The sequence below is a fragment of the Trinickia diaoshuihuensis genome, from assembly GCF_003390925.1.
Lineage (GTDB): Bacteria > Pseudomonadota > Gammaproteobacteria > Burkholderiales > Burkholderiaceae > Trinickia > Trinickia diaoshuihuensis.
This window is the reverse complement of sequence record NZ_QUBS01000081.1, coordinates 165,814-178,448: the sequence shown is the minus strand read 5'-3', so window position 1 is coordinate 178,448 and position 12,635 is coordinate 165,814. Positions and strand designations below refer to the sequence as shown.

At 61.8% G+C, this 12,635-nt stretch carries 10 protein-coding genes; 6 read left to right on the top strand and 4 right to left on the bottom strand.

Features of this window, described 5'->3' with window-relative positions:
- Window positions 1-53 precede the first annotated feature (53 nt).
- The 6 genes from DXT59_RS19115 (at window position 54) to DXT59_RS19090 (ending at window position 6,266) form a co-directional block, all read left to right on the top strand.
- Window positions 54-953 carry a LysR substrate-binding domain-containing protein gene (locus DXT59_RS19115; protein ID WP_116138433.1) on the top strand — a complete coding sequence of 300 codons (900 nt, stop codon included), beginning with the start codon at window positions 54-56 and terminating at the stop codon, window positions 951-953.
- Between the two features lie 100 nt (window positions 954-1,053).
- Window positions 1,054-1,494: a DUF1801 domain-containing protein gene (locus DXT59_RS19110; protein WP_116138432.1), complete on the top strand. Its 441-nt coding sequence runs from the start codon at window positions 1,054-1,056 to the stop codon at window positions 1,492-1,494.
- Window positions 1,491-2,102 carry a TetR/AcrR family transcriptional regulator gene (locus DXT59_RS19105; RefSeq protein ID WP_116138431.1) on the top strand — a complete coding sequence of 204 codons (612 nt, stop codon included), beginning with the start codon at window positions 1,491-1,493 and terminating at the stop codon, window positions 2,100-2,102. The genes DXT59_RS19110 and DXT59_RS19105 overlap by 4 nt, the downstream gene beginning before the upstream one ends.
- A gap of 206 nt (window positions 2,103-2,308) precedes the next feature.
- The gene (locus DXT59_RS19100) at window positions 2,309-2,716 is read left to right on the top strand and encodes a VOC family protein (protein WP_240324577.1); all 408 of its coding nucleotides are present in this window, start codon (window positions 2,309-2,311) and stop codon (window positions 2,714-2,716) included.
- Window positions 2,717-2,971: 255 nt separating this feature from the next.
- Entirely contained in the window at window positions 2,972-5,863 is a 2,892-nt protein-coding gene (locus DXT59_RS19095; RefSeq protein ID WP_162878153.1) for a bifunctional diguanylate cyclase/phosphodiesterase, read from the top strand.
- A gap of 70 nt (window positions 5,864-5,933) precedes the next feature.
- The gene (locus DXT59_RS19090; protein WP_116138428.1) at window positions 5,934-6,266 is read left to right on the top strand and encodes a DUF2322 family protein; all 333 of its coding nucleotides are present in this window, start codon (window positions 5,934-5,936) and stop codon (window positions 6,264-6,266) included.
- Window positions 6,267-6,269: 3 nt separating this feature from the next.
- Here DXT59_RS19090 and DXT59_RS19085 read toward each other — a convergent pair whose 3' ends face one another.
- Genes DXT59_RS19085 through DXT59_RS19070 form a run of 4 tightly spaced genes read right to left on the bottom strand, consistent with a single transcriptional unit; the run spans window position 6,270 to window position 12,619 of the window.
- Complete coding sequence (locus DXT59_RS19085; RefSeq protein ID WP_240324576.1) at window positions 6,270-8,498, bottom strand: DotA/TraY family protein; 2,229 nt, start codon at window positions 8,496-8,498, stop codon at window positions 6,270-6,272.
- 35 nt (window positions 8,499-8,533) lie between these two features.
- Window positions 8,534-9,064 (bottom strand): hypothetical protein, encoded by a 531-nt coding sequence (locus DXT59_RS19080; RefSeq protein WP_116138427.1) that lies wholly within the window; start codon window positions 9,062-9,064, stop codon window positions 8,534-8,536.
- Window positions 9,061-12,111 carry a calponin homology domain-containing protein gene (locus DXT59_RS19075; RefSeq protein ID WP_116138426.1) on the bottom strand — a complete coding sequence of 1,017 codons (3,051 nt, stop codon included), beginning with the start codon at window positions 12,109-12,111 and terminating at the stop codon, window positions 9,061-9,063. The genes DXT59_RS19080 and DXT59_RS19075 overlap by 4 nt, the downstream gene beginning before the upstream one ends.
- Window positions 12,112-12,157: 46 nt before the next feature.
- Complete coding sequence (locus DXT59_RS19070) at window positions 12,158-12,619, bottom strand: hypothetical protein (protein WP_116138425.1); 462 nt, start codon at window positions 12,617-12,619, stop codon at window positions 12,158-12,160.
- Between the last annotated feature and the right edge of the window lie 16 nt (window positions 12,620-12,635).

Genomic DNA, 12,635 nt, shown 5'->3' with positions numbered 1-12,635 from the left:
GACCTTTTGAGCTGTTAAGCTAGAGCACAAATAGCCAATGAGGTGTGAATGAAATGCACAGCCTTGAATCGTCCCGCCCGCCGCTCGCCAGCCTCGAAACGGTCTGCGTCGTGGCGCGAGAAGGTTCGTTCAGCGCGGCCGCGCACGCCACGGGCGTCACGCACGGAGCGATCAGCCGCCGTATCGCGACCGTCGAAAACTGGCTCGGCTACGCCTTGTTCGAGCGGCATGGGCGCGGCGTGCGTCTGACGCCCGACGGGCAACGGCTCGTCGGGCGGATCGAGCACGCGTTCTCGATCATCGACGGCGCGTCGGATCAATGGCGCCCCGCGCGCGCCCCGCGCATCGTCAAGGTCAGCGTAACCCCCGCCTTTGCCCAGCTTTGGCTATTGTCGCGGCTGGCGCGGCTGGAAGCGGGGCCGCCCACGCTCTCGATCCAACTCGACATCACGCACCGCAATGCCGATTTGGCCGCGGGCGAGGCGGACGTGGCGGTGCGTTGCGGGCGGGGACATTGGCCGGGCCTCGATGCTCAACCGTTCTTGCCCGAGCGGCTCTACCCGGTGGCGCCCCCCTCGATCGCGGCCAAGCTCGGTGCGCGCAAGCCGGCGCAATTGCTCGACTGGCCGCTTCTACATGACTCCGACATCACCGGCTGGAGAGCCTGGTTCGCGCAGCAAGGCATTACGCTCAAGCCACGTCCGCAGGACAGGCGCTTCGAGGATTACGGGCTCGTACTGGCGGCCGCGCAAGCGGGACTCGGCATTGCCTTGGCGCGCGAACCGTTTTCCGACGAATGGATCGCGCGCAGCGATCTCGTGCGCATCGGCCGCTTCGAAACCCCTTCTCCGCTCGCCTATCATGTCCTGACCGCGAAACGCGAGGCGCGGCCCGAGGTGCTCGATTTCGTGTCCCGTCTGATGCAAGCCGCGGCGCGAATGCAAGCAGCTTGAACCGGCGTATGACCTGCCTTGACATTCGGATCCCGCGATAGGTATATATCGACGCGCTCGAACGCCGTCTCATCTAAAAGTTGAACGAGGTTCCAACGACATGAATAAGTCCGATACGACCGAAGGCAAAACGGCATCCGAATTGATCGACGAGCGAATCGCCGGCCTCGGCGACTGGCGAGGCGCGACGTTGAGCGCGATGCGCGAACTCATCAGGCAAGCCGATCCCGATGTCGTCGAAGAGTGGAAATGGATGGGTACGCCCGTTTGGTCGCATAACGGCATCATTTGCACGGGCGAATCGTATCGATCCGTCGTGAAGCTCACGTTCGCCAAAGGCGCCTCGCTGAAAGACCCCAGAAAACTCTTCAACGCGAGCTTGGACGGCAACGTCAGACGCGCTATCGATATCCGCGAGGGAGAAACGATCGACGCCGATGCGTTTAAAGCACTCGTGCGCGAGGCGATCGAACTGAATGCGTCGAAGGCAAAGCCCAAATCGAAAGCCAAAGCAAAAACCGCCGTCTCCGCGAAACCATGAGCGAACGCCCCGCGCAAAAGCAGTACAAGCCGCGCAAAGCGCCTCGCCAGACGCGTTCGGAGGAAACGGTGGCGTCGATCATCGAGGCTGCCGCGCAGGTGCTTGAAAGCGAGGGCTTCGAAGGGTTCAACACGAACGCCGTGGCCCGCCGCGCCGGGGTCAGCATCGGCTCGCTCTATCAATACTTCCCGGGCAAGGATGCGCTGACGGTCGCGCTCATCCGGCGCGAAACGAAGCGCTTCCACGACGACATGGCCGTCGCGCTGACGCTGCGCAGCGGCAAGGCGGCGCTCGAATATTTAATCGGCGCCGCGGTACGGCAGCAGTTGCAGCGTCCCGTCCTAGCCAAGCTGCTCGATATCGAGGAAGGCCGGCCCGGCCTGCGCGGCGAAGTAGGCAACGCGGAGCTGAAGGCGCTGTTCGCGACCGTGGCGGAGCGCGCCATTCCGAAGCATCGGCATCCCGAGATCGCCGCGGGCGATTTGTACGCGATCACGCGCGGCATGGTCGACGCCGCCGGCGAGCGTGGCGAAACCGACCTCGAAGACCTGCACCGGCGTCTGCGAGCCGCCATCTTCGGCTATATCTCGAAAATCGGCACCGGCTAACCGCCTCTCCGGCTCGGCATTCAAAATGTGAGCAGGCCGAGCGGCTCGCACCGCGCGCCGCCCGCGCCCGCCTTGCCGGCCGCTGCGTTCCGGCCGGGCGGGCCGCTGCGTCCGATGCGAGTTGTTGAATGTGAGCTTTTACTTATATTCTGAAGTCCTCCAGCGGTGCACGGCATGGGGCCGTGCCGCAACCGAAGGGACTGACGATGACTGCATTCGTTAAAACGATGAAGCTCAACCACCTGAGCTTTCCTTCAGCCAATGTGGCTGCCACAGCCGAATTCTTCGAACGCCATTTAGGTTTCAGGGTAGCCGAGACTTGGGATAAGTCGGCCATTTTGAAGCGCCCCGGGTTCGACGTCGTGATCGACCATGTGAGCGACGCCGTTCCTCAATGGCCAAGGAACTTTCATCTAGGGTTCGAGTTACCGAACTTGGCCGCCGTGCACGAGCTATACGCCCGTTTCAAGGAAGAAGGCGTCCAAATGGAAACGGATGTGTTCAATAATGGACGCGGCTCCCGGTTTTTCTGCCGCGAGCCGGGCGGCATCATGTTCGAAATCAATACGCGCTCGGATGCGTCCGAAGCCTATCGGGGCACGTTCGACGACTGACATCGGGCGCGCGACGCCCCGGCTGATCGCACCGTGGCAGCGGAGCCGCTCCGCCCGGTGCGGCGGACCGGCGCGCCCAGGGCAATCCCGCGCTTCAGAAATCCCGTCTTCCAGCCGTTATCCATGCAGTTGGCACGCCCTCGCGCACACGGCTCGACCGCTTCCAGGCGCGAGCACTGAGGGGCAATGCGTGGAAAATACAGTCTCTGTGACGGCATGGAAAACCCTGGGTTAGACAACGAGAACGAATATCGTGTGCCTGTCGGCGACTTGCACGTCGCCGTCATCCGCTATGACGCGAACGGCCGCCGGCGATATATGAACCGCGCGGCCACCGCCATGATGAGCGCGCCGCGCGGCGGGACCCCGACTGTCCTTGCCGAATCGGAATTGCTCTGCGCGGCGACGCTGCGGCGCTATCTGGACGCGATCGGCGAAGTGGCGGCAACCGGCACTGCGCGCGAGATCGAATTGACGTTCGATGCGTTGCGCGAGGCCGAGCGCGAACATTACCTCGTCCAGCTCGCCGCGGATCCGGCGTCCGAGGAAGGCCCGGGCGTGCTGGCCATGTGCTTCAATATCACGCCGCGCAAGCTTGCCGAGGCCAAGCTACGCGAGCGAGAGTCGTTTCTCGCCTCGCTGCTCGACACCATTCCCATCCCCGTCTTTTCCAAGGATCGGCAGGGGCGCTACCTGCAACTCAATAAAGCGTTCGAAGATTTTCTCGGCATCCCCAAGGAGCAGTTTGTCGGCAAGAGCGTGTTCGAAATCAACCCGCCCGAACTCGCCCAAACCTACTTTGTCAAGGACGAGGAATTATTCGCGAACGGCGGGATTCAGCGATACGAATTCAAGGCGCGCAACGCACGGAAGGAAGATCGCGAGGTCGAATTCACCAAGGCGGTCTTTCATGACGCCGAGGGCCGCCAAGCCGGATTGATCGGCGCTATTCTCGATATCACCGACCGCAAGCGGGCCGAAACCGAGTTGCGCGCGCAGTACGAAAAAATACTGCAACTGAATAAACGGCTGCAAGACAAGGCCAGCGAGTTATCCGAAGCTCGCGCCCATCTCATGAACGTACTGCATACCATTCCCGACATGGTCTGGTTAAAAAGTACGGGCGGCGTATTCACGCTATGCAATCACGGCGTCGAACGATTCGTCGGTAAGTCGAGAGAGGAGATTCTCGGCAAGACCGATTACGACTTCTTCAACGCTCAGGTGGCCGATTTCTTCCGTGAGCGGGAACAAGCGGCGATCGGCGCCAAGTGCATTTGCGTGAACGACGAATGGGTCGTAAGCCCGGCGAGCGGCGAGCGCATCTTGCTGGAGACGCGGCGGCTGCCCGTCCTCGATGAACGGGGCGAAGTCACCGGCATACTGGCCGTGGCACGCGATATCACGGAACGCAGGCGCTTCGACGAAACGCTGGCCCTGCGCGAGCGTGAATTCAGAACGCTGGTGGAGCACTCGCCCGACACGGTGGCCCGTTACGACCGTAACTTGCGGCGTCTTTACGTCAACCCCACGTTTGCGGGGCTTGCCGCCGGCGGGCTGGACGCGTTGCTCGGTAAAACCCCGTCCGAGTATCCGGGCGGTCCCAACACCGTCCTTTACGAGCACGAACTCGAAGAAGTATTCGCTAGCGCGACCGACCGGCAATTCGAACTGCGGTGGCAGCCCGCCGCGGGCGGCCAGCTTTGCGCACTCATTCGATTGACGCCGGAGCTCGGGCCCGACGGCAAAGTGGAGACCGTGCTCGCGGTGGGCCGCGACATCACCGAGCTGCACGTCTCGCGCGAAAAAATACATCGCATGGCGTATTTCGATGCGCTGACGGGACTGCCCAATCGCCGCTCATTCAACGAGACGCTGCGCAAGCTCGCATCGGACGCCGTGCCGGATCGGTTCACCGCCGTCATGATGATCGACATGGATCGCTTCAAGAGCGTGAACGACACGATGGGTCACGCCGTGGGCGACGAGTTGCTCCGCGAGGCGGCGGCGCGCTTGCTATCGAGCGTGCGGCCCGGCGATACGGTCTCGCGCTTCGGTGGCGACGAGTTCGCCGTTTTACTGCCGGACGTGCATAACCGGCGGACGATCGAGCAGATCTCGACGACGATCATCCAGCGTCTCGGCGAGCGCTTCGTGCTCAACGGCAAGGAAGTGTTCATCTCGTGCAGCGTCGGCATCGCCCTTTACCCGATCGACAGCGCCGACGCCGACGATCTTTTGAAGTACGCCGATTCGGCGATGTATCTGGCCAAACGCTCGGGCCGTCGCGGTTTCCGCTTCTATACGAACGATTTGACCGTCGAAGCGGCGGCGAATCTCGCGCTCGAGTCGCAATTGCGGCGCGCGATCGAGCGAGGCGAGCTCGAATTGCACTATCAGCCGCAAGTCGCATTTCGCGATGCACAGGTACTCGGCTCGGAAGCGCTGCTCAGATGGAATCGATCCGGCGCCGGGTTCATCCCGCCGGACCAATTCATTCCCGTCGCCGAAGAGACGGGCCTGATCGTCGATATCGGCAGGTGGGTGTTACGTGAAGCGTGCCGTGCCGCGGCGCAGTGGAATGCAGGCGGTTCGCCGCACACGGTGGCCGTCAATTTATCGGCGCGACAGTTTCAGTCGCGCGGATTCGTGCCGCTGGTCGAAAAGATTCTCGCCGAAACGGGCTGCCGCCCGGAATGGCTCGAATTCGAAATCACGGAAAGCCTGCTGCTGGACGAAGACGATTCAGTCGCTTACGCGCTCGCCGCGTTCAAGCATATGGGGCTCTCGATCGCCATCGACGACTTCGGTACGGGCTATTCGGCGTTGAGCTACCTGACGCGCTTTCCGATCGACACGCTCAAAATCGACAGGACGTTCATTCAGAAGGTCACGAGCGATCACCGCCACGCCGAACTCGTGAAAGCGATCCTCTCGATCTCTCGCTGTCTCGGGCATCGCGTCGTGGCCGAAGGCGTGGAGACGATGGAGCAGGCTGCGTTCCTCAACGTCTACGGTTGCGAGGTAGCGCAGGGCTATCTCTACAGCAGGCCGCTGCCGAAGCGAGAGATTGCATTGCTGCCGCGGTATCTGACGCCGAAGGCAGCGGTCGATACGGCCGCCGATGCCGAAACGAACGCGCGATGACGGCCGGCCGCACCGCCGGATCGGCTAGTATACGGCCCGCTATTTCCAACCGATAAGCGGAGCCGCATAAGTGATCGAACCGACGAACGTATTCAAAGAAAACCTCGCCCTGCTGCCGTCGATCGATGCAATCGAACGCATCGATCTCGTCGACGAAGCGGGCGCCGTAGTAGCCGGCATCGAGAACAAGCCGGGCAAACAGGGCTCGCTCGCCGTCTACCACTATTTGCAACGCGCATTCGGCAAGCTCGATGCCAAGGCGGCCGAGCACGGTCTCGCGATATTCGCCGAACATACGGCCGATGCCCGCAATCGTCCCGGCGCGCACCCCAACGTCGATCGGCTCTTGGAGATCGCCTCTGGTGCGCAGGCGCTGCGCATCGAGGTGATCGCCAAGGGGTAAAGCCTATCGGGGGTGTACTCCCCCCATGCCCGAGGACGAGGTCCGCGGACCTGGGCCTCCTTTCGGGGCATGCCCCAACGAATGCCCGTCCGCGCTGCCTTGATTCAGGTGCGACTCGAAGCCCTGTTTGACACCCTCGCCGAAACCGGTATGCGCCGATGCCAGTTGCCCGCCGATCCACGAGAATAGATTGTCGGGGAGCGTATGCACGAGGCTGAATGCCGAATTGCAGAGCGTTTGGCACATCCCCACGTAGAGCACGACGAAGCCGATCAACCCCGCGAGCCCCGCGGTGGAGCCGTACTGCGTGTTTTGCACCGCGATGCCGAACATCGTGTTGAGCAAACTGCCGAGCACGATCACGCTCGCGCCGGCAAGCAAGAAACCGAACACCATCACGACAGGCCGGAACATGACGTTCAGCAGGAAGACGTATCCATGCTGCGTCCGATGACCGAGCCCCTCGCCGTCGCCGTCGAGGTGCGTCATCGCCCAGAGGGGGGACGCCACCATCGCCTCGGCCACCACCATGAACCACGAAACGACGCCGCCGAACCAGACGATGAACGGCAACATCGGCATATAAACGGATAGCATCACGCCGAAAAAGAGCAGTGTGACGGCTATCGCGACGACGAAAGGCTCGATCGAATCGCTGACGGCGCCGTTTTGCGCGGCGCTGCCGCTCGACGTGCCGGCGCCCGGCTTGGCGGGTGCTTTGTCCGCGCGCCGGCTGTCGCGGCCAAGGTAATGGTTGAGATACTCCACCGTCTCATGAATGATCTTATCGCCCACGCTCTTCATGACGATGAGCGGATTGAGCGGCGAACCATTGGTAGGTTGAGTGGCGCTAACCATGACCTCCTTGATCTGACCCACAAGGTCGGCACCGGGGAACAACTGAGCAAGAATGTTGACATCCATATCTTGCGTCACGTTCCCGGCGAACAAGTTGTTCGAAGTGTCCATGGTCGAGACACCGGTTGAAGTCGACGCGTCTTGTTGAAGCTGTAGTTGGTAACTGGCCATCACGCTCTGATAGAGCTGCGGATAGGGCAAATTCGACAAGTCCGTCGGCGGCACGACCACGGGGACCGTATCGGCCAAATCCTCCAGTTGCGAGCTCGTCTGCGCGAACGTTTGATACCACGAGCCCAGCATGATCCAACCATCACGCGCCAGTTCCGCCCCGATGTCGCCCGCGACCCCGGTGAGCGAACTCGATACGCTCGTCACCGTGGCCTGTACTTCCCTTTGATACTCCTTCGCCGCGGCGTCGATCGTCGTTTGCGGATCGATCGGCTGAGTTTGATTGTTGACGGCCGATACGTAAGCCTGTGCCGCGCTCGACAGCGTCGCCTGCATTGAAACGAGCGCTTGACCTTGCGCCGACAATAACTGCTGTTGCACCGATGCCATATCGGTCGAATAGGCCGACAAACCGTAAGCGGAGGACGTCCCCGACGAGCCCTGCGCGTTTCCCGTTATCTGTGCTCCTCCACATGAGAGCCCGTTCTGATTCATCAGTACGACTTTCATGGCGGTCGTATTCGCACTGAAGGTTTCGCCGGAGTCGGCGCCGACGTTCGCATCGCCTTGCAAATTCGCGACCGCCTGATTCGCCGCCGCGGCGCACAGGTTCGACTCGAACAAGCTTCGCGCGAGCGCCGTCACCTGCGGCACGACAGGTGTCGCGATCAGCGTCCCGCCATTGGTCAACACGTTCACGGCGGAGGTCATCGACAGGTTCGCGATGCCCACACCCATCATCGTCGCCCACAGCATGATGACCTGGGCGCCGCAATAGCCGCCGAACATCGGTACGAGGCCGGTGAAGCCCACGCCCATGCGGATGATGAACCAGGGAGACGATTTCTTTTGCCCAAGGAACTCACCGTCCTGCCCCGTCGCGATCATCGCCGAGCCGAAGTGATACATCGCCCACAGCACGCCCACGGCCAGAATGCATGAGTTGAGAACGAGGAAGACTTGCGAAATCAATCCGCTCGAAGCGGTGCCGGTCGTAGCCGAGCCGCCCGACAGCGGGTTCGATGCGATCGCGCCGTAGATGAGCTGCAGCGCCGACATGGATTTGTCGGTACCGTTCGAGGCGGCGCTCGTGATCGAGCCGATCGATTGCGTCGACGCCGCTTGGGCAAATGCCGCGCTCGACACTGCAAACAGTGAGGCGAAGGCGGCAACGCCGCGCACTCGCCGAGCGATTACCGTCATCTCGTAGCTCCGATGGGTTGGGGGGGCGGCGAATATCAACTGAACAAGTGGGGATTGAATAACCGCTTGATCGCGCCTTTGCGCGAGAAGAACTGCCGGTATCCGCCGAGCGGCTCGTCCGGCGCCGCGCGTCCGGTTTCGATCTGCCACACTCGATGCTCGTATTTGAGGGCGAACAATGCGCACAGCGCCACGAAGAGCAGACCGAGAAAGGCGCCGAAGACGTTGCGTCCCCCGACGCTGCCGATGACGAAGCTCGCCGATACGACCGCGAACGCGAGGGAAACCTGTTTCCTGCGCAAACAGGAACGTTCGATTGCCTCGAGCGGCAACGCATCCGGCGAGCGCATCGCCATCGCTTCGCTGAAGGTGCGCGACGTGGGATTGACGCGTTTTGCGGCGAGCTCGCGATGGCGATCCGCGATCGTCCGTATGCCGCCGGCGGCGGTCTCCTTCAACGACGCCACGGTTTTGATCAACGGATATCCGGGGACGAGATACAACCCGGCCCGCGCGGCGCGCCGGGCCGCGCGGGGCTTGTCGCCCGCCTGTCGCGGCGCACTCATGCCGGGGCCCCTGCCCGCTCGAGGCCGTACTTGACCACGAGTTCGTGCACGACGGTATCGATGATGTTGTCGTCGTCGCGCGCGCCTTGTTCGGCCTGTCGGCTCTCCAGGTATTGCGCCGCGGTACCGCTCGGAAACTCTTTTGCCAAGATGCGGCGCGCGATGGCGGGCGACGTACGCCGATAAAGGCGCCGCCGCAAACCGACGTCCTTCGCCGTGGTCGAGAACGCCCACAGCTCGATTGCGCCCGGTGCGTTGTGCAGCACTTGCGTCACGACGCCGCTCTTGGTTTGATGCCACACGAGAAAGCGCCCCGCCCCTCGAACGTCGCGCTGAAGCGCCGTCATCGCGGAATTGGACAAACCGAACATCCGTTGGGCCTCCGCGCGGGAATTCGGACTCCCGGCGTTCATGATGTAGGCCGAGAATGCCGACTCGGTGATCGACTCGCCGTCGGTTTCGAAGTCGGCCATGAACTGGCTCGCGAGCGAGACGCGGATGCCGTGTTTGCGGCCCTCCCGCCGATCGAGCGAGAGTAGCCGGCGAAACGATTTCTTACCCGCGGTCCGGTGCACTTCGTCCACGCAAATCGCCTTCATCTCGTCCTTGATATCCTCGTAGCGCTGACGATGCGCTTCGTGATACATGGCCGGCGCAAGCTCGGCGATACTCTCGGGCAAATAGTATTGGCGCGCAGCGATTTGCCGCGCGAATACGTACATGATCTCGGCCCGTTTTTCACCGTCCTCACCCGCGCCGCGCGTGACTTCCTCCAGATCGAGCGCGACGACTCGCGACTGCTCGTTCAACTCGAAGCGCGTGTGCGATGCGATGATCGGGAAATCGCGCAAGGCCGACGTAATGACCATCCGCATCGCATCGAGCAGTGTCATTCCATTGTCGACGCGCGCCTTCGAATCCTCCTTCGGCTCGAATACGCTACGGATACGCTCGGCGCCGAGCGATTCGATCAGGTCCGCCAACACGGGAACCGCGAACCGCTGCGCCAACCGCGCCGCCCGGACGTGGCCGGTTGCCGTCAAATGATCGGTCACATCCCACCACGAGGTGTACTCGTCGTGGACATACCCCGTTTCGGTCAGCGCCGCATCGACGAATGCGTCGATGGTGGGCTCGTAGCGCTTTTCCGATCCGCGCGTCGAATAGCGCTCGTATACTTCGTCGACCACCATGCCGGCCAATTCCGAAGAGTTCGCGTACGGCTGCTTCTGGCCCACCGGCGTCGCGAGCGCCGTCAACAGCGAGATCAGAAATTCTCGATCGAACGCCGTCGGCTTGCGGCACCCCGGCAGCGTGTCGAAAGGGTTGATCGAAAATTCGCCCGTATTGCGCAAGCGCACGTAAATTGCCTCGTGTTTGCGGTCTTCGGGGAGCGCGTTTTGGATCAACTCGATGAGACCGCTCGAGCTCACGCCCACGTCGATGATCGTAATGAGCGGCAAACGTTTAAGACCCGGGGATAGGATCGCGCCGAGATTGAGCGTGTTGAGCCATACCGATTTGCCCGAACCCATCACGGCCCAAATCAAATCGATCCATGCGGTTTGGAGCGACGAATTCGGCTGGAACGGATACACCTTTCCGTCCAGTGTGCGCAGAAGAATAGAACCGCCCGCGAACCAAGGCGACGCAGCGCGTTGTATTGGCAACAGCCGGACCAAATCGCTAAGCGGAGGAATCATTCTCGGCGCAACGGATTTATCCGTGAAGCCCGGCACCGTCGAGGCGAGACCTTGGACGGGATCGCCGGTGTCGGTACTCACCTGTGAGACGCCCCATCCTTGCAGGGCGGCAACGAGCGCGGACAGCCGGTCCTCGCACGTCTTCTTGTCGGGGCCCCATGTCGCTGCGGTAAGACGCAGCGAAACATTGCACTCCCCGTCGCGCTGCGCTTGCTCCAGCGCATCGAACGATCGTTTGATCGCCTTGTTGGTGCTACCCATGAAACCGATGATGCTGACCGCCAGATTTTTCAATTTGGCCGCCTCGAGGCCGCCCGGCTCAATCGAGTATTTCACGCGCCAGGGGATCTCCTTGCCGACGCGATTGAACAACATCATGAAATCGTGGATTTCCTGCGGACCGACCTCCATGTAGGCCGAACCGTGATATTCGCCGTTGATATAGACGAAGTCGCCCTCGGTATGAACCTTGCCGGAGCACATCTGCTCGGAAAGTTTCGGCAGATATAACCCCGACACCGACTGATTGCGCGTATTGCGCGGCGTATACCGATCTCCGGGCAATGCCGGCTTCCACTTATGGTCCGTCCGGCGCCGGTCGTAGGACTGCCGAATCGCGCGCACCGCTTCATGCGTCGAAAGCCGCTCAACATGCAGCTTCGCGTGGACGAAATCGCGCTCGATGGCATCGACGAACGTTTCGTGGCGGCTCAACAGCCCTTTCAAGATCGCCGTCACCGATTGCGCTTCCAGCATCGGCTGGACCTTGTTCTCTTTCATTCGGAGGCGATGCGTCTCCATTTCACGCTTGAGTTCATCTGGCGTGAGCGAGGACAGGTGCGTGTAGAGCAAGACGTAACACGACTCGTGCGAGCACAGCGAGGCCACACGCTCGCAACGGTCGTCCAGCATATCCTTTAAGTCGAGCCCGACGCGTTCGCAGGTGTCGTAGGACGGCTGCATCAACGTCTTGACCTTATGCCGGATCATTTCCGGATCGCGCTCGAACGACAGTTCGATCGAATGCCCTGCCTTCTGGAAGTAGGAGGTCAACGCGCGCCGCAGGTCATCGGTGATCTGCTCGAATTCGACTTCGCCCACGACATCCATCGAACCCGTCAACTCGAACAGCGTCAACATCGCGCATTGGCGCGTGATCAAAATGTACGGGCGTGCCCCCTTCGGATCGATTGCCGCCATTTGCTTGGCGCGCGGATCGTCGAGATCGAGGCCGATCGCGGTCTCTAGTTGGCAATAGGACGGCAGATCCGCTCCCAGGGCGTGGCTGGAAATCCAGGCGATGAACGCCTCGACGTTATCGAGAAGCGCACTCACTACGCTCATCAGGCTATTCTCCGGTGCACTTTATCGGTCTTGCTCGGTACACGCACTAACGCACGGTATGCCCGCTCACGCGAGCGTAGACTTCTTTCCATGCTTCAAGCGGCAATTGGCGGTAATGCGCATCGAGCCACTGCTTGATCTTGCGGCTGAAGCGAGCTGGGCGGTACAGCAGCGCCAAGGCTGCCGAGGCCACACCAGGCTGCTGCGCCGCCGCGCGCAGAGCGCGAGCGAAATCGCTCGGATTGGCGCTGCCCCAGGTACCGACCACGAGTTCGCTGCGGCTCGCCAAATGCTGCAAGAGCGCATGCGCCTCGGCGCGCTGCGCCTCATCGCCGCACTGAAGCACGACCGCAATCGTTCTCTGCAGGTGATTGATCTCGGCTTGCGGCAAGCTGCCAGAGTCGATCAGCACGCCATGCTTGGCTTGCCCCACTTCATCGAGATGCCGCACACCCGAAACCAGTGGGACAGCCAGCATGCCGAACTCGTCGTCGTTAGTCTCGTTCATGGGCCGTCTGCCTGCC